18 protein-coding genes are annotated in these 16,539 nt (G+C 52.0%); 8 read left to right on the forward strand and 10 right to left on the reverse strand.

The window, feature by feature from the left end:
* Nucleotides 1-276: a hypothetical protein gene (locus H6X83_RS13820; protein WP_212507031.1), complete on the reverse strand. Its 276-nt coding sequence runs from the start codon at nt 274-276 to the stop codon at nt 1-3.
* Here H6X83_RS13820 and H6X83_RS13825 point away from each other — a divergent pair.
* On the forward strand, nt 254-730 hold the full coding sequence (locus H6X83_RS13825; RefSeq protein WP_212507032.1) for a hypothetical protein: 477 nt from the start codon (nt 254-256) through the stop codon (nt 728-730). The genes H6X83_RS13820 and H6X83_RS13825 overlap by 23 nt on opposite strands.
* On the opposite strand, the gene H6X83_RS13830 is transcribed toward H6X83_RS13825, so the two are convergent.
* A complete protein-coding gene (locus H6X83_RS13830; RefSeq protein WP_212507033.1) occupies nt 702-947 on the reverse strand; it encodes a hypothetical protein in 246 nt (81 codons plus the stop codon). The genes H6X83_RS13825 and H6X83_RS13830 overlap by 29 nt on opposite strands.
* A gap of 124 nt (nt 948-1,071) precedes the next feature.
* Between H6X83_RS13830 and spoIIP the strand changes: the two genes are divergently transcribed.
* On the forward strand, nt 1,072-2,157 hold the full coding sequence (gene spoIIP, locus H6X83_RS13835; RefSeq protein ID WP_212507034.1) for a stage II sporulation protein P: 1,086 nt from the start codon (nt 1,072-1,074) through the stop codon (nt 2,155-2,157).
* 2 nt (nt 2,158-2,159) lie between these two features.
* Here the strand turns inward: spoIIP and gpr are convergent, their stop codons facing one another.
* A complete protein-coding gene (gene gpr / locus H6X83_RS13840) occupies nt 2,160-2,957 on the reverse strand; it encodes a GPR endopeptidase (RefSeq protein ID WP_212507035.1) in 798 nt (265 codons plus the stop codon).
* Nucleotides 2,958-3,129: 172 nt separating this feature from the next.
* Between gpr and rpsT the strand changes: the two genes are divergently transcribed.
* Entirely contained in the window at nt 3,130-3,390 is a 261-nt protein-coding gene (rpsT, locus tag H6X83_RS13845) for a 30S ribosomal protein S20 (protein ID WP_212507036.1), read from the forward strand.
* 153 nt (nt 3,391-3,543) lie between these two features.
* Nucleotides 3,544-3,693, forward strand: coding sequence for a hypothetical protein (locus H6X83_RS13850; protein ID WP_212507037.1), 150 nt, complete (start codon nt 3,544-3,546; stop codon nt 3,691-3,693).
* 66 nt (nt 3,694-3,759) lie between these two features.
* Here H6X83_RS13850 and spoVAE read toward each other — a convergent pair whose 3' ends face one another.
* Nucleotides 3,760-4,116, reverse strand: coding sequence for a stage V sporulation protein AE (gene spoVAE / locus H6X83_RS13855; protein WP_212507038.1), 357 nt, complete (start codon nt 4,114-4,116; stop codon nt 3,760-3,762).
* Nucleotides 4,117-4,679: 563 nt separating this feature from the next.
* On the opposite strand from spoVAE, the gene H6X83_RS13860 reads away from it, so the two are divergent.
* On the forward strand, nt 4,680-6,098 hold the full coding sequence (locus tag H6X83_RS13860) for an aspartate ammonia-lyase (protein WP_212507039.1): 1,419 nt from the start codon (nt 4,680-4,682) through the stop codon (nt 6,096-6,098).
* A 200-nt stretch (nt 6,099-6,298) separates the two neighbouring features.
* On the opposite strand, the gene nagA is transcribed toward H6X83_RS13860, so the two are convergent.
* Nucleotides 6,299-7,429, reverse strand: a complete 1,131-nt coding sequence (nagA, locus tag H6X83_RS13865; protein WP_212507040.1) for an N-acetylglucosamine-6-phosphate deacetylase — start codon at nt 7,427-7,429, stop codon at nt 6,299-6,301.
* 254 nt (nt 7,430-7,683) lie between these two features.
* Here nagA and H6X83_RS13870 point away from each other — a divergent pair, with 254 nt between their 5' ends.
* Nucleotides 7,684-9,021, forward strand: coding sequence for an MATE family efflux transporter (locus tag H6X83_RS13870; protein ID WP_212507041.1), 1,338 nt, complete (start codon nt 7,684-7,686; stop codon nt 9,019-9,021).
* The gene (locus tag H6X83_RS13875; protein ID WP_212507042.1) at nt 8,967-9,314 is read left to right on the forward strand and encodes a hypothetical protein; all 348 of its coding nucleotides are present in this window, start codon (nt 8,967-8,969) and stop codon (nt 9,312-9,314) included. The genes H6X83_RS13870 and H6X83_RS13875 overlap by 55 nt, the downstream gene beginning before the upstream one ends.
* A gap of 75 nt (nt 9,315-9,389) precedes the next feature.
* Here H6X83_RS13875 and argH read toward each other — a convergent pair whose 3' ends face one another.
* Entirely contained in the window at nt 9,390-10,772 is a 1,383-nt protein-coding gene (gene argH / locus H6X83_RS13880; RefSeq protein WP_212507043.1) for an argininosuccinate lyase, read from the reverse strand.
* Nucleotides 10,773-10,997: 225 nt separating this feature from the next.
* On the opposite strand from argH, the gene H6X83_RS13885 reads away from it, so the two are divergent.
* Nucleotides 10,998-11,252 carry a hypothetical protein gene (locus H6X83_RS13885; RefSeq protein WP_212507044.1) on the forward strand — a complete coding sequence of 85 codons (255 nt, stop codon included), beginning with the start codon at nt 10,998-11,000 and terminating at the stop codon, nt 11,250-11,252.
* Nucleotides 11,253-11,348: 96 nt separating this feature from the next.
* On the opposite strand, the gene H6X83_RS13890 is transcribed toward H6X83_RS13885, so the two are convergent.
* Genes H6X83_RS13890 through H6X83_RS13905 form a run of 4 tightly spaced genes read right to left on the reverse strand, consistent with a single transcriptional unit; the run spans nt 11,349 to nt 16,338 of the window.
* A complete protein-coding gene (locus tag H6X83_RS13890; RefSeq protein WP_212507045.1) occupies nt 11,349-12,890 on the reverse strand; it encodes a DUF4340 domain-containing protein in 1,542 nt (513 codons plus the stop codon).
* Entirely contained in the window at nt 12,890-14,506 is a 1,617-nt protein-coding gene (locus H6X83_RS13895; protein WP_212507046.1) for a motility-associated ABC transporter substrate-binding family protein, read from the reverse strand. Before H6X83_RS13895 ends, H6X83_RS13890 begins: the two co-directional genes overlap by 1 nt.
* Nucleotides 14,507-14,522: 16 nt before the next feature.
* Nucleotides 14,523-15,227, reverse strand: a complete 705-nt coding sequence (locus H6X83_RS13900; protein WP_212507047.1) for an ABC transporter permease — start codon at nt 15,225-15,227, stop codon at nt 14,523-14,525.
* A 1-nt stretch (nt 15,228) separates the two neighbouring features.
* Complete coding sequence (locus tag H6X83_RS13905; protein WP_212507048.1) at nt 15,229-16,338, reverse strand: ATP-binding cassette domain-containing protein; 1,110 nt, start codon at nt 16,336-16,338, stop codon at nt 15,229-15,231.
* Nucleotides 16,339-16,539: the final 201 nt, after the last annotated feature.

Genomic DNA, 16,539 nt, shown 5'->3' on the forward strand with positions numbered 1-16,539 from the left:
TTATTCGTCTTTATACTTGCTGTCATTGTAATATTTGTTGCCCAGCAGGCGCTGTTTTTTATCGCGGCGTACCGAGCGGTAACGCTGATGCCCCACCGTTTCCTTGCGCGCCTTGTTCCGGTTCCGGTACACCACCAGAAAAATCAGTACCACCACTGTGACTGCAGTTGTCCACAGCGCAATGCCAACACCGTTGATGGTTGCATTTCGTCTGGTCGTATCTACCGGATTGGAAAACATATTTTGTTCGGAAATGCTGCCCACACTCGGCAGCACAATTCCTCCGGCCGCGGCGCTGACCGCCGACGACGCTTTTGAAGAAGCGTTTTTTGAAGATGCCTGTGAGGATACTGCCCGTGAGGACACTGCTGCCTGCGCGGCAGATGCCCTGCGTGAAACTGCCGCAGAGGAAGATGCCGGCTTGGAAGGAGTTGCTCTAGAAGAAACCGCAGCTTTGGAGAAAACCGCCTTTGAGGGTGCTGCCTGCGCCTGTGAGGACGGTGCCGCCGGTTTGGGCGGTTCCGTTTTAGACGGAACTGGTGCCTGCGAAGTCACCGTGTGTGAGGGAGCTGCCGGTTCCGAAGCCGCACCGGATTCCGCAAAAGCCGGCAGAACCGCACAGCAAAAAACCGCCGCTGCGCAAAGCAGCACGGCCGCCGCGCGGGATGTATGCTTCCGTTTCATTTTACGACAGGTCACAGTCAATCCTCCAGCGCCTCTGGGCAAATAATGTTTACGAATTGATTATACCATAAATCAGTAAATTTACAAACGGAATCCTGCCACGAAATCAGTGGACGCAGACGCACCTCATACAGAGTTCGTCCGTCCGCATAGGCCATATGCCTGCAAATCACATCTGCACTGCCCAGTCCGGCCAGCAGAAACACCGCCAGCAGTGTACCAGTGAATGCCGAAAGGAACGTTCTTCTGCATCTTTTTTTCATGCGGCACATCCTCTTCTAATTTTAAAACTCTTTCCCTCTGCTCATATTTGGCACTATTTTCCCATAGTATTCGTTATACTGGTCTGCCGAACAAGGATTTTTAAAGCAATCGGGGGATTTTGCTATGAATGAGAAAGTCAAGGCGGTGGGAACCGTTCTGCTCATGGTGGCTGCCTGTGCCTGCGTCATTGCGCGTTTTCCTTCAGTTTCCGCACAGGAAAGTGCACTGGCTGCAGCCGGGTTTATTCTGCCAACGGGTGCTGTACGAGCCTGGGAGCAGGGACCGGAAACTTCCGTTTATACTTCGTCTGACCTGCCCGTTCCTGCATCCTCCGCTTCTTCTGCAGCATCCTCCGCTGTCAGCAGCTCATCAGCACCGGCAAGCTCCGCAGCCTCACAGCCTTCTGGGCAAGGTTCCACCCAACAGCTGCCGGACAAAGATCTCGGCAATCACATTTTTGAAACTGATATTTCAAACACTGGTGAGGAACAGGACGGCATTCGCGTGAAAAACGCAAATAAGAACCACACACTGGACGTTACATCGGTGCTAAAGGAAAAACCGCCGCTGAAAATCAAAACAGACGGCACCCCTATGGTGCTGATTTATCATACACATACCACAGAAGCATACGCCGATGTAACCCGCACGCGGGATGCCTCTAAAAGCGTTGTTGCTGTCGGTGACGCCATTACTAAGAGCCTGCAGGCCGCCGGAATTGGCGTTGTCCACGACGCAACCATTCACGACGACCCCGCTTTTAACGGAAGCTATACCCGCAGTGCGGAAACCATGGCGAAAAATCTGTCAAAGTACCCCTCCATTCAGGTCACACTGGACATACACCGCGACACCATGACCACCGAAAGTGGCACACGCTACAAACCAACCGTGCTGGTAAACGGCAAACGCGCCTGTCAAATCATGATTATCTCCGGCTGTGATGATGACGGTTCACTGGGCTTTCCAAACTGGGAACAAAACCTGCGGCTTGCCGTACATCTGCAAAAAGGTGCCGCCGATATGTTCCCGCACCTGATGCGGCCGCTGGACTTCGGCCCCACCCGTTACAATGAGCAGGTCACATGCGGTTCGCTTTTGTGTGAATTCGGTACAGAAGTTAACACACTGGAGGAAGCCACCTACTCCGGTTCGCTGTTTGGTCAGGTATTGGCACAACAGCTGAAAACACTTGCGCAGGGACAGTAAACTCACACTGCAACCAGCTGTTCATACACCTCTGGCTCCAAACTGGGATTCAGTGCACAGTTCAGTGCCAACGCAAGCAGGTGCGCCGCCCGCACCACCAGCGTATCAATTTCGCGCGGTGTTACCATCATGCGGGAAGCGCCCTCTACCTCCTGCGCGCACAAATCGCTGCAAAGTGTTGCCGCGTCCACCACTGTTGGCACACCCAGCCCAATGACCGGCACACCCAGTGTTTCCCGGCACAGGGACGGCCGATCATTCCCAACGCCGGCACCGGGAGAAATCCCGCCGTCGCTGATCTGTACGGTTTTCCCCAGCCGATGCAGCCGTCCCGCCGCCATGGCGTCCACCGCCACCACCGCCGCCGGGTGTAGCTGCCGGATTAGTGCCTGCAGCAGTTCCGCGGTTTCCACCCCGGTTGTTCCCAGCACGCCCGGCTTTGTCACCGAAACACTGCGCAACCCGCCAAGGCCGACCTCCATAGCGACTCGTCCGCGCACATGGCGTGTTGCCAGCATTCTGTCCGCACAAAACGGTCCCAGTGCGTCCGGTGTGACCTGCGGGTTTCCAAGCCCTGCTACCAGCACTTCCCCTTCTTCCGGCAGCAGATCCTGCAGTTCCTGCGTCAGCAATGCCCGCAGCTTGCCGTCGCCGTCAATCGTTCCGGTTATCTGCGGCGCCTCAACCGTGATATACCGGATGCCCTTTTCCTCCATCCGGCTGACCTGCAGCCCGTTGATTTCTTCCTTCTGTGCTTTTACGCCCGCGCGTTCCAGCGCAAGGTCTGTGCGGTATCCCACCGAAATCTCCTCTTTTCCGTAAATTGCGGCAGCCGGCCTTTTTTCTGTGTTTTTCTGCCTTTTGCCGTACAAATACAGTATAACCAAAATAATTTTTCAAACCCCTTGCATTTAACACGTAAAAATGCTAGTATTATTAGTACGTGACGACTACTGAAAAGGAGGTGTGACCATGCCGAACATTAAATCCGCTAAGAAGCGCGTGAAGGTCATTGCTACCAAAGCCGCACGGAACAAAGCCATTAATTCCGGCCTGAAAACCGATATCAAAAAGGCAAACATTGCCATTGAATCCGGTGATGCCAGCAAGGCAGAGGCTGTCCGCGTTGCCGTTAAGGCAATCGATCAGGCTGCTGCTAAGGGTATCCTGAAGAAGAACGCTGCTGCCAGAAAGAAGAGCACACTGGCTCATAAACTCAACGCAGCGGGCTGAGTTTCTTTTTTTGTCGAAAAGTGCAAAGCAGGGCAAAACAAGCCCTGCTTTTTCTTTACCCTGCGGCAGTGGCCCCTTTGGCTGTGCGCTTGACTTTCACCTGAAAGTTGGGTATGATAATAAAAAGGTTCATCTTGGACGGAGGTGCTCGAATTGAGAAATAGTAAGTTCACTGTGTTCCTGTCCGTTATCTCTGCTCTGGCGGCGATTGCTGCAGCAATTGTTGCAGCTACCCTTTACTTTGAGAAGAAGCGCAAGGATGAAGAAGAACTGGAGCACTATCTGGATTGTTCTATCCAGTGAACGTATGGAAACAGAAACAGTTTGGGCGGGTCTGTAAAATGCAGGCCCGCCCCATTTTTTATCTATTCAGCTTTTATCTCCCGGTTTGGAAATCAGCGCGGCCAAGTAGCCGAATGCCACCGCCGCGGCAACGCCGGCCGAACATGCAGTCAGCCCGCCGGTAAAAATGCCCACAGCGCCCTGCTGCTGAATTGCCTCTTTTGTACCCTTCGCCAGCAAATAGCCAAAGCCGGTCAGCGGCACGGTTGCACCCGCGCCCGCCCAATTTACCAGCGGTTCATAAACGCCCAATGCGCCTAAAATAACGCCGCCTGTTACAAACGCCACCAAGATTCGTGCCGGAGTCAGCTTTGTCAGATCCATTAATAGCTGACCAACAATGCAGATAACACCGCCCACCAAAAACGCACGCAATATATCCAACTTTCATCACCTCAGCATAAGTTTCCGTTAAAACTAGTCTGCCTTGAGGCAGCACAATTATGCAGTAAATGGCTCTTCAGCAAAACTTCCGCCAATAGGTTGCTTTCCACCCTCGCCCCAAAGGGGTATTCTCAGAAAGCGCCCGCAGTGTGATACGCGAAGCGCCACGACCTTTTCCTTGACTTTGGCCTGCCCCTAGTATCAACAAAAAGCGCAGGAAAGGAGTTAAACACTCCGGTGGAGTGTTTGATGTGGAGAACCCTAGCAAGGGGTTCTCCGGCGCTATTGCATTTTTCGAAAATTTTGCATTTCTATAGTTTTTCACATTTTAACTTTATTATTAAAAGCAGTTCTGCCTGTACAATATGTCCTCTTGCATCCATTCAAAATTAAATAAAGTATTTTTAAAAAGCGGCATGTGAAAAAAAGCGCACGCCCGCTTTTTTCTGTCTATTTTTTGAAATTCAGAAACACTATTTACAGTCCGCCCGGTAAAGTGCTATAGTCATTTCCAGCAAATGAATGTGGCACATGGATAGATACACAATTTTAAGGAGGACAGTATGAACACACGGCTTGAGAGTGACTCTATCGGAGAAAAAGCAGTTCCTGCGGCGGCTTACTACGGTGTACAGAGTCTGCGCGCAAAAGAAAACTTCCCCATCACCGGGCGTACCCTGCGCGGCGGATTTATCCGCAGCCTTGCGCAGATTAAAAAGGCTGCTGCGCTGGCGAACCATGAGGCAGGCACACTGGATGCCCCCAGAATGCAGGCAATCGTACAGGCATGCAACGAAATCATTGCGGGGGATCTGCACGACCAGTTCATCGTTGACCCCATTCAGGGGGGTGCCGGCACCTCCGCAAACATGAACGCAAACGAAGTGATTGCCAACCGTGCCGCTGAACTGCTCGGCAAGCAGAAAGGGGACTACAGCGCTGTTCACCCGAATGACCATGTGAATATGGCACAGTCTACAAATGATGTTTTTCCCAGCGCCGGCAAGCTGACCGCGCTGGAACTGATGATTCCGCTTGCGCAGCAGCTGCATGCGCTGCAAAACGCCCTTGCACACAAGGCAGAGGAATTTGCCGATGTTGTAAAAATCGGCCGTACCCAGCTGCAGGATGCTGTTCCCGAAACAATGGGACAAACTTTTTCTGTTTTTGCACACATGATTGCTCGTGACGCAAAACGGCTGGAACAGGCGCGGCGGGAACTGTGCGTTTTAAATCTGGGCGGCACGGCAATCGGTACCGGCATTAACACCACAGAGGTTTACCGCGCCCGCATTGTGCCGATTCTTTCTCAGCTGACCGGCTATCCGCTGCACACCGCAGAAGATTTAATGGATGCAACACAAAATCTAGACGGCTTTGTCGCAGTTTCAGGCGCTCTGAAAACCTGTGCAGTTGACCTTTCCAAAATGTGCAACGACCTGCGTCTGCTTTCCAGCGGCCCGCGCGCGGGGCTGGGTGAGCTGCAGCTGCCTGCCATGCAGAACGGTTCCTCTATTATGCCCGGCAAAGTTAATCCCGTCATTCCGGAAGTCGTTACGCAGGTGTGCTTTGCGGTTATTGGCAATGACGCCACCATCACCATGGCCGCCGAAGCAGGGCAAATGGAACTGAACGCCTTTGAGCCGGTTTTGCTTGACCGCCTGTACGATTCGATTGAAGACCTAACTCACGCAGCCGCAACCCTTACCGCCAACTGCATACTGGGCATTCAGGCTGACCGCAAACGCTGCCGCGCTCTGCTGGAAGCAGGTACCGGTGCCGCGACCGCGCTGTGCCCTTACATTGGCTACCGCAAGGCTGCGGCGCTCGCCAAAAAAGCACTGCGTACCGGCACCCCTCTGCGCAAACTGGCGCAGGAAGAAAGCGGTCTTTCAGCTGAACAGCTGGAAAGCATTTTGGACCCGCAGAATCTGGTTGGCAGTACGCACACAGAACTTTCCGGCAAGTCGCTGGCAGGCTGAAGCGTACGAAAGTGCTAAGATCCTAGGCTTGCAGCCCAGACCTGCTTCTCAGTATACTAAGTGCAGGGTCGTGATGGGTTTCGCCCCCAAACCCCTAGTCGCTTTCTAAGAAAGCGGCGGAAAGTAATTTTACTGATTTTTATACAAAACCGCCGCCCAAGGTGCAGACTTCAGCACACTGGGCGGCGGTTCTTTCTGTTTTATGCAAGCACCCTGCCTCTGCCAATCGTCTGCCGCAGGGCAAGTGTTTCTTTGTCCAAAATAATCATATCCGCAAGTTTACCCGGCTCCAAAGAGCCGCGTGTGCGGTCCTCCCGCACTTCGCTTGCCGGGGTCAGGCTGGCCGCACGCACAGCGTCCGGCAGTGGGATGCCGAAAGCCACCAGATTCTGCACTTCTTTCAGCAGATTGGTGGTAGAGCCCGCAATAGTTCCATCTGCAAGGCGCGCTTCACCGTTTTTCACATAAACGGTCTGCCCGCCCAGTTCGGAAACACCGTCGGGCTGTCCAGCAGCGCGCATACTGTCGCTGATCACGCAAATGCGCTTTGCACCCAGCTGCCGGAACGCTATCCGCAATGCCGCAGGATGGATATGGAAACCGTCACAAATCAATTCTGCTGTAACAGTATTGCTGTCAAACACAGCCCCTACCACACCCGGTGCGCGATGATTGAAGCCCGGCATTGCATTATATAAATGTGTCGCATGGGTAATACCGGTGCGGAATGCCTGCGAAGCAGTTTCGTAGTCTGCCTCTGTGTGCGCAATGCTGACCGTGCAAAGTTCCTTTGCGCCGCGGATAAACGCATCCGCTCCAGTGCATTCCGGAGCAATATCCACCAGCTTAATACTTTTGTTGCTATCTTCCCAGAACGAATAAAACTGTGCCAAATTCGGCGTGCAGACAAACTCTTCTTTTTGGGCGCCGCGCTTTTCGGCGTTGATGTACGGTCCTTCCATATTGATACCCAGGACCGAAGCACCCTCTGCCGGTGCATCCATCACCGCACGCACTGCACGCAGCGCCGCACGGATGTTTTCCTCGCTGACTGTCATGGTTGTGGGGCAGAATGCTGTTACGCCGCACGCTGCCAGGTGCTTTGCCATTTTGCGAATTGCCTGCGGGTCTGCGTCACAGGTATCCGCACCTACACAGCCATGAATATGAATATCTACTAAACCCGGCAGCAGCAGGCAGCCGGTAAGATCCGTTTCCTGTTCATCCCGCAAGTTCTGCCCGATTTCGGCAATCCGGTCGTTTTCTGTGCGCAGGTCCGCCTGCACCAGCCGAAAGTCGCCATCCAGCAACTGGGCGTTTTTATACAGCATCTGTATCGCTCCATTCTATATGCAACTGTTTTCACTGTATTTCGGTTTCAGTTTACACCACAGAATAAGAAAAATCAAGTTAAATCAATAATAAATAATATAAAACCAGATGATTTTAAAAGTGTTTTTTTCTCATACCCTGCTTGAACTTTTTCCCTATGCGAAAAATGCCGCAGGTACTTGACTTTACGCGATTTTTATGCGTTACTAATATTACTTAACTGAATAGATTTTCTAGCACTGGAGGTTTCCACTTGACCAAAGATCTTACTCGCGGCAATCCCTTGAAACTCATTTTCTTCTTCACCATTCCGCTGCTGATTGGCAATCTTTTTCAGCAGTTTTACAGCATGGCAGACACCCTGATTGTCGGCCGGACACTGGGCGTAAACGCACTGGCGGCAGTCGGCTGCACCGGCGGCATCACGTTCCTGATTCTCGGCTTCGCACAGGGCGTTACTGCCGGACTGTCCATCATCACTGCACAGCGTTTTGGTGCGGAGGATGCCGCCGGTGTGAGGCGAAGCTTCACGACCAGTATCCTGATTTCCGCTGTGACAACCGTTGTTTTAACAGCAGTCAGCGTGCCGCTGGCGCGCACCATTCTGCATTTGCTAAATACCCCCGCCGAAATTGAGGAACAGGCTTACGAATACATTATAGTGATTCTCGCCGGCATTGTAGCTTCTATGCTGTTTAATCTGCTCTCCAACATTATTCGCGCACTGGGCGACAGCCGCACCCCACTTTTCTTCCTGATTATTGCGAGCATCATCAATATTGTGCTGGACTTTGTGTTTATTCTGAATTTTCACATGGGTGTCGCCGGTGCCGGTTACGCAACGGTGCTGGCCCAACTGATTTCCTGTGCCTGCTGCTTTGCGTTTATTGCAAAAAAATTGCCGATTCTCCATTTGCACCGGCAGGACTGGAAAATTACCCGACAGGACCTTACTGCACACGCTCGTGTAGCCTTTCCAATGGGCTTCCAGAGCAGCATCATTGCCATTGGCACACTAATTCTGCAAACCGCCCTAAACGGCCTTGGTGCCACCTCTGTAGCCGCCTACACCGCTGCAAGCAAAGTGGACCAGCTGGCGATTATGGCCATGATGTCCTTTGGCATGACTATGGCAACCTATGCCGCGCAAAACTACGGTGCGGGAAAAATGGACCGCATCCGCAAGGGTGTGCGGCAGTGCCTGATGATTTCTGTCGGTCTGAGTGTTGTCATGGCATTTGTCAACATTGTGTTCGGCAAGTATTTGGTACGCCTGTTTGTGGAAGATGCCGCCGGCGTAATCGACCTTGCGCAGGTGTACCTGATAATCAACAGCAGCTGCTACTTCATTCTCGCTGTTTTGTTTGTGATTCGCTATACCCTGCAAGGGCTTGGCAAAAGTTTTGTGCCGACTTTCGCGGGCATTATGGAGCTGGTCATGCGCACCGTAGCGGCACTTGCGCTGGTGGGGCCATTTGGTTTTGCCGGTGCGTCCGCTTCCAACCCACTGGCATGGCTCGGCAGTGCTATTCCGCTGTGCATTTCGTACATTTTAACGATGAGAAGAGCAGCAGCGGCAGAAAAGCCCTAAAAGTTCTGCTGACCGACGATTTGGACTTCCACGTGGCTTTGACCAAACGGAATCCTATTCGCATTGAGAAGACAACGTGGAAATACAGTGAGAAGGACACACAGGAATTAAAAGACGCTTACCAAACCTCTGACCCTGCAAAGGCAAAAAAGATAAAAGCATATGATATTTCCGTTACCTATCGCCTAACCAAACCCGCCAGTCTGCTGGTTTCGCCCCGTATCTCTGCAGTATTGAATCAAAAGACGGTATACTGCCTGCCCACCGTCCCGCTTTTTTTGATTGTGGGCTAAAACATTTACTCCACAAAAAACAGCGAACCCATTTTTAAAAAATTGGGTTCGCTGTTTTTTGTGCAAAGTGTATTTTTATACTTTCTGCTTTAAATAATTTTCTGCTTCCACAATCTCCGCCTGCATCGCCGCATGGCCGGGCGCGCCGATGGTGTTGCGCTTTTCCACGCAGGTGTTCAGGCTGATGGCTTCGTAAATATCCTGCTCAAACACGGGGCTTACCGCCTTGAATTCTTCCAGTGTAAAATCATCCAGCGCTTTGTTGTGTTCAATGCCGTACAACACCAGCTGCCCAACAATGCCGTGTGCGTCGCGGAACGGCACGCCGTGGTTCACTAGGTAGTCTGCCGCGTCTGTTGCGTTGGTAAAACCGTGCTTGGCACTTTCCTCCATGCGTGGCTTGTTAAAACGCATGGTTTTGAGCATGCCGCTGAACAGCCTCACACAGCCCTTGACCGTATCAATTGCATCAAACGTGAATTCCTTGTCTTCCTGCATATCCTTGTCATACGCAAGCGGGATACCCTTCATGGTGGTCAGCATGGAAGTCAAAGCGCCGTATACACGGCCGGTTTTGCCGCGCACCAGCTCCGCAATGTCCGGATTTTTCTTCTGCGGCATAATGCTGCTGCCTGTGCTGTAGCCGTCATCAATCTCCACAAAGCGGTACTCGTTGGAATTCCACAAAATGACTTCTTCGCAGAAGCGGCTCAGGTGCATCATCACGAGCGACAGCGCAGAGAGCAGCTCAATGACATAATCGCGGTCGGAAACAGAATCCATGCTGTTGCGGGTCGGGCCATCAAAACCCAGCTGCTGTGCCGTATAGGCGCGGTCAAGCGGGTAAGTGGTTCCGGCAAGCGCACCGCTGCCCAGCGGGCAGAGATTCAGCCGCTTTTTCACATCTGCCAGTCTGCCGCGGTCGCGGCGGAACATTTCAAAATACGCGCCAAGGTGGTGCGCCAGTGTCGTCGGCTGTGCCTTCTGCAAATGGGTAAATCCGGGCATAAATGTGTCAATATTTGCTTTCATCTGCTGCAGCAGGTTACCCAGCAGTTCGGCAAGTTCCTCGTCAATATTTGCAATTTCGTCCCGCACGTAAAGTTTCATGTCCAGCGCAACCTGGTCATTGCGGCTGCGGCCGGTGTGCAGCTTTTTGCCGGGGTCGCCGATCCGGTCAATCAAATTGGCTTCCACGAAGCTGTGCACGTCCTCATATTTGTCGGTAATTTCGAGTTTTCCGGCTTCCACGTCAGCCAAAATGCTTTCTAGGCCCGCAAGAACCGCGTCCCGTTCTTTTTCTGTTAAAACACCCTGTTTGGCAAGCATTTTCACGTGCGCCCGACTGCCCGCAATATCCTGCGGCAGCAGCCGCTGGTCAAAAGAAATGGATGCATTAAATGCATACGCCAGCTTGTCTGTTTCCTTTGTAAATCTTCCGCCCCATAACTGTGCCATTTTTCCACCCTGCTTTCCTCAGTTTCTGCCGCTGCTGCTTTTTGCACAGCCGCCGGTCTGTTCCTGCATTTTTCTTTTTTGAGTGTATCATATTTTGGCGGTGATTGCAATTTTCCGGAATTGACCTTTGCAAAATTTGATGCTATTCTGTTTTTGATAAAGAAAATTTGTCACATTTCCTGAAAAAATTGCTCCGCTTGGCTGAAATAGAAAGGACGTGCTTTTATGCACATTCAGGAGCTTCTCAGTCCCGATGCATTTGACTCAAACGCCTGTCCCAAAACAAAGGGGGAAGCGCTGGAACAGCTAATTCAGCTCATCTGCCGCACCGGATGTATTTCAGATGCTGATCGAATAGGAAACTTCCTCCTGCAACGGGGTCGTTGCCGCCGGATTTTTAAGTGGCATTTTCCTGCTTGCTGTGGCAATCGGCAGCTTTGTGGGAATGTTCCTGCTGGTTTTCCTGAAAAAGTACAGTAAATCCTCTTTTCTTCAAAAATCAAAGATTACTGATACATAAAAAGGACGCTTTGGAAAATTTCCAAAGCGTCCTTTTTCATTTTACACGTACAGCGCTTATTTTACTGCTTTTGCAGCAGTCAGCAGTGCATCTACATCTGTACTGTTTACCAGTCCGCAGGCAACACCGTTGGCCGTAACCAGATAGCGGCGTTCACTCGCTTTATAGAACTGATATATCTGGCGGGCTTCTCCGTCAAAGCCGTTGAGGGTCAATGTGTAAGCTGGACTGCCGGAGGGCGCGTCTGTGCTGTCCTCCAGTATCTTCATACTGGTGACCTTGCTGTAAAACACCGCAAAGGTCTTTTCGTCAGAAAGCTTCTTGCCGTTAAGCTGTGTTGTGTAAGTGTAGGACGGCACATCCTCTGTGGAAGAGCTTTCGTTTTTGGTACGCGATACGACCATCTGGTAATCTGCTCCGCTGCCCTGCAGGGAAACGCCGGAAATCTGCGTCTGCGCACTGGTTACCAGAGTCATACGCTGCAGGTCAAAGGTTTTTTCTGTCAGCCAAGGCATGCCGTTGCTGCTGACCGAATAAACCATCCGGCCGCCCTTCAGCATCACATAATAGTAAGTACCGTTGTCACTTTCGCTGCTGGCAGTGCTGCTGGTATCGGCAGCTTTCAGGGAACCGACCAAAATGGTTCCCGTGCCGCTTGCCGATGTATAGGTCAGTTCAGAAGCCGGGCTGCTGAGCCCGTACTTTTTCAGCTGGTCTGCCGTCGGATCCAGTGCCTCCACACTGGAAGCGCTGATTGAGGAAAGCGCACTGGTCAGAGTTTCCACTTTGGTACTGTCGGCAGGGCGGCTGTTCACCAGCCAGTTGCTGCCGGAACGCGCCAGCCCGAAACTACCGCCTGCATTCCTAATATCGATCTTTGTAAAGGATGCTGCAGTCGCAGCAGTGCCGGACGCAGTGGACGGAGCAGAGGAAACCGTCGGAATACTGGTTACCTGCGTGGAAATATAAGAACTGATACCCTTCGTCAGGTTTTCTGCAATCGTAGCGGCGTAAATGGTTTCCTTACCCTCCAGCTTTACATAGCGTGCGGAAGTATCCAGCGGTGTTTCGTTGCCAATCAGCACGGTTACCTTGCTGCCGTCGGAAAATGTGCTGGTAAAGGTAGCCGCCGGGTCTTTCAAGCCATAGTCCGCCAGTGACTCGGCAGAGCCGATCGTTTTCAGTGCAGAAAGGCTGTAGCCGTCCTGCGCAGCAGTACCAATAGTCTCGGAATTGGTGATCAAACCGGAAAGTTCATTGATCTTAAAAACAGTTTTTGTCTGTGCAGCGGAAGAAGCAGAGCTGCTGCCGGCAGAGGAAGTCGAAGCGGCCGCTGCACTTGCGGAAGCCGCCGCCTCGGAGGCCGCCTTTGCAGTCGCCTCCTTATCCGGAACAATGGTGTAAGTTCCAGCTGCATTTTTTACAGTCATGCTGATAAGGTTGCTGTCCTTATGGCTGTAAAGAGAAGTGGTCTGCAGGTCGGATTCTGACGAACTGCTGCTTCCCCCCGTTGGGGCAAAGTGCAGACCCAGCAGGACGGCCACCAAGCCGACTACACAAATCAGCAGAGCAATGAGCGTCCGTTTTGGGTGCTTCATCAGAGCTTCCTCCTTTTTCTGTAAACCACAATTCCGATTGCAAAGCAGCAAAGCGGCAGCACAATCGTAAAGATGAGCAGGCCCACCATACTGCTGGCAGCGCTGGAAAGGGAAATATCCGCTGTGTTGGTCTGTACTGGAGTAATCGTAACCGCGCCGGTGCTGGTGGTGCCGGTCATGTACTTTGCAAGGTCGGCAGTCCACGTGCCGTTGCTGTAGGTGTTCGTGTTAATAATGCCGTCTGTAAAGAAAACAGAACTGCCGCAGACTGCCACGCTTGCTTTCGCCTTGCCGACTGTCTTTTCGCCTATTGCCGCAATAACGGAAGCTGCCTTTGTCTTGTTTGCTGCGGAAGAATCTGTATTCTCTGTTGGACTGACGGTATAGCAGGTATCGTTGGACTTCAGCAATGCGCTGGCGGTAACACCGCTGACGGAACTGGAAAGCGTCATTGCCTGTGCCAGCGGTGTCAGCAGATTGCTGTAGGAGGAACTCTTATTCAGCGTTACATCCGTGCCTGCCTGCGCCAGCAGATAACTCGGCTGCTGCATCACGTACTTGCTTGCGTCAGATTCCATGACCACCTGATTTGCCAGTGTAATGCCCCACTCTTTCAGAAAAGCGGCAAGCTTCGGCATTTTTTCGGGGTCAATGATGTGGGTCGTCAGCACCAGACCGCGGTCCTTTGTGCTGCTGGTAGAAGCAAGGAACTCATCCAGTTTCTTGATTTCAGCATCGGTGTAATCCGTTTTTGGTGCGCCAATGAACACCAACTGTGCGTTGTCCGGAATCTTATCAGTCAGCAGGCTGAAATCCTTATTTGTAAACTGGTTGCTGGTGTAAAGTTTTTTCAGTGCGGTTACCGCATCGGAAGAAAGCTGCTCACTGTGGCCGGTTTCAAACGCAATGACCGGGGTATTTTCACTGTTTGCGTTGCTGATGCCGGAAGCCAGTGCGTCACCAACCTGTGTGTAAATCTGCTGCGTACCGGTCTGGCTGTCACTTGAAACATTAAATAAATCGGTGGACTTTACCACATAGGAATTCTTTGGCGCAGTAACCACAACGTCGCCCTTTGCAAGGTTATCTTCGGAATATTTGCTGGCAAAGGTGGGGTTTTTGTCAAGGTCCATGTAAGCAACAGAGATCTTATTGTTGCGCTCCGACATCTTGCCGGCGATGATGCCCACCTGGCTGTACTTAACGCTGGAAGAAAGCAGCTGGTTGTTTTTCACCTGCTCTTCCGTACCGATAATGGTCAGTGTGGTGTTCTGCTTCACACCGTCCACAACCGCTTTAACGCTGTCGCTCAGGGAATTGACGTTGCCGGTCGTCATATCAATGTTCATGCTCGGGAACTTGCTGCCCAATGCGGAAACCACCACATTCACCAGCACAAGGATCACCAGCCCCAGCGCTGTAATGGCACTGGCAGTGGTTCCGTGGCGGAATTTCTGGGATTTCAGCTTTTCTTTCAGCGGCTTCCTGCTGTTTTTCTTTGCTTCTTTTTGGGTACGGCGGCGCTCCATTTCGGCTTCTTGTGCCGCCTTTTCCTCTTTATCCTTCACATATTCTGATTTTTTCAGTTCTGTTGTTTTCTCGGAACGCTTGTTCATTGTTTATCTTCCCTCCTCAGTGCCAGCGGCGGCTTTCCAGCCGCCGACCGGTCAGAAACAGCAGTGCCGCCGTAATGGACACAAAGAACACCACCGCAGCAATATCAAACGTGCCGGAAGTAAACTGCTGGTACCGGCTGGAGAAAGAAATCCATGTAACGACTTTGGAAAGCACAGCATTGTTCACTGCCGTTGCGATGGAATCGATCACCATCAGGAAAATGGCAATGCCAAGGCTGCCGATAGCCGCAACAATCGGGTTTTCTGTCAGGGAAGAAATAAAAATGCCGATTGCCGTCATTGCCGCGCCAAAGAACAGTGCGCCTAAGTAATCACCGAAAATCATGCCCATGTTTGGCTGTGCAACAAACATCAGCACCACCGCCGGAATTAAAGAAAGCGTCATGGCGATTGCATAAATCACGAAAGAACCAATAAATTTACCCACTACAATGGAAATCGTGCTCACCGGCGCGGTCAGCAGCGCCTGGTCAGTCTTGCTGCGGCGCTCCTCACTCAGGGTGCGCATGGTCAAGATCGGGATGATGAGCATGCACCACATAAACATATTGCTGTAAACATATGAGACATTGGAGGAACTGCCGGACATAAACACCTGTGTATAGAAATATCCGAACAGCGCCATCATCACACCAATGCAGACATATGCCACTGGCGAGTGAAAGTACTGCCTCAGTTCTTTTTTTGCAACAGCACCCATTTCAGTTCTCCTCCTTCTTCTCTGTTTCCGGCTCTGCAGCTTCTGCTGCAGGCTTTTCTGCCTTTTCGCTTTCGCGGGCAAGTTCCACATCGGTCTTCGGCACATTGTAGCCTACCGCGTTTGCCACAACACTGCGTGTTTTTTTGCCTTTGTTCTTTTTGCTGTGGTCCGCCATGCGGTCATCCACAGTACCGCTGGTCAGGCGCAGGAAGATATCTTCCAGCGTGTTCCGGCGGGCGGACATAGACAGAAGCGTCCAGTTCCGGTCGCAGCAAAGGTGAAAGACTTCGCGGCGGGCGTCATCATGCTCCTTGAGAGAGAAGCGCCAGATGCCGTCCTCAGCGCCTGCGGCTTCCTGCTCAATGCCTTCTACATGCGGCAGCGCACGCAGTGCCTGCTGTGCTTCGTCTTTGGGTGCCTCGATTTCCACAATCAGGCGCTGCGGCTCAACCTGTTTTGCCAATTCTGCCTGCGTGCCGTCGGCCACCACACGGCCGTTGTTAATAATGATGATGCGCCCGCAGGTTGCCTCGATTTCCTGCAGGATATGGGAGGAAAGAATAACGGTGTGGCTCTTTCCCAGTGTTTTAATCAAATTGCGGATTTCAATAATCTGCTTCGGGTCCAAACCAACTGTCGGTTCGTCCAGAATCAGCACCGGCGGGTCGCCCAGCAGCGCCTGCGCCAACCCAACGCGCTGGCGGTAGCCTTTGGAAAGGTTGCCGATCAGGCGTGTGTACACCTTCTCAATGCCCGTGCGGCGGCAGATCTGGCCGATATGCTCTTTTTTGGACTTCTTCACTTTTTTCAGGTCAAAAATGAAGCCGAGGTACTCCTCAACCGTCATATCCATGTACAGCGGCGGCAGCTCCGGCAGGTAGCCGATGTTGCTTTTTGCCTCATCGGCATCCTCCAGCACATCGTGTCCTTCAACTACAACCGTGCCGCTCGTTGCAGAAAGATACCCTGTAACAATGTTCATGGTTGTGGATTTACCCGCGCCGTTCGGGCCCAAAAAGCCCACAACGCCGCTTCCCTCTACAGCAAAGCTCACATCCTGCAGGGCCGTGTTCGGGCCGTATCGTTTTGTGAGGTGGCTGACTTCAATCATCCGTTTCCAACTCCTTTATTTTTCTCCCCACCTGCTTTGGTAAGGCTTATCAGGAACATTTTCTGTCCGCCGACACACCAAAAACACTTTGAGTCGGCAGTATCTGCGCAGAAATTAATTCAGTGGTTTTTATAGTATATCTTTCTAATCTGAACGTTGTGTGAAGTTCGCGTGATATCCAGTTAAAAGGTTTTATTTTTC

It is taken from the genome of Caproicibacterium amylolyticum, assembly GCF_014467055.1.
GTDB classification, from domain to species: Bacteria; Bacillota; Clostridia; order Oscillospirales; family Acutalibacteraceae; genus Caproicibacterium; species Caproicibacterium amylolyticum.